Source organism: Pyramidobacter sp. C12-8 (genome assembly GCF_002007215.1).
In the GTDB taxonomy this organism is placed as follows: domain Bacteria; phylum Synergistota; class Synergistia; order Synergistales; family Dethiosulfovibrionaceae; genus Pyramidobacter.
The window spans coordinates 1-220 of sequence record NZ_MUHX01000148.1; the positions used below are offsets into that span (position 1 = coordinate 1).

The window sequence follows — 220 nt, forward strand, 5'->3', positions numbered from 1 at the left end:
TCGGCGTCCGACACTTTGTCCAAACCGAGTTCCTTCGCCTTGTGCAAGGCGCGCATGCGCTGAAGGGTCATCTCCAGCAAGGCGGAATCGGCGTTGCGGCTGCCAAGCGACATGCCTGTGCGCAGTATATAGCCGATATCCGCTTTGCGCATTTCATGCATGGTCTCCTTGGACTTCAGCGTCTTGCCGTACATCTTGCCGAATGACTTCAGGCCAGGAG

The 220-nt window shown here is 57.3% G+C and carries 1 protein-coding gene; it reads right to left on the bottom strand.

The features are described from left to right. A partial coding sequence (locus tag B0D78_RS13105; RefSeq protein ID WP_168170153.1) for a hypothetical protein occupies positions 1-220 on the bottom strand: 220 nt, incomplete at both ends.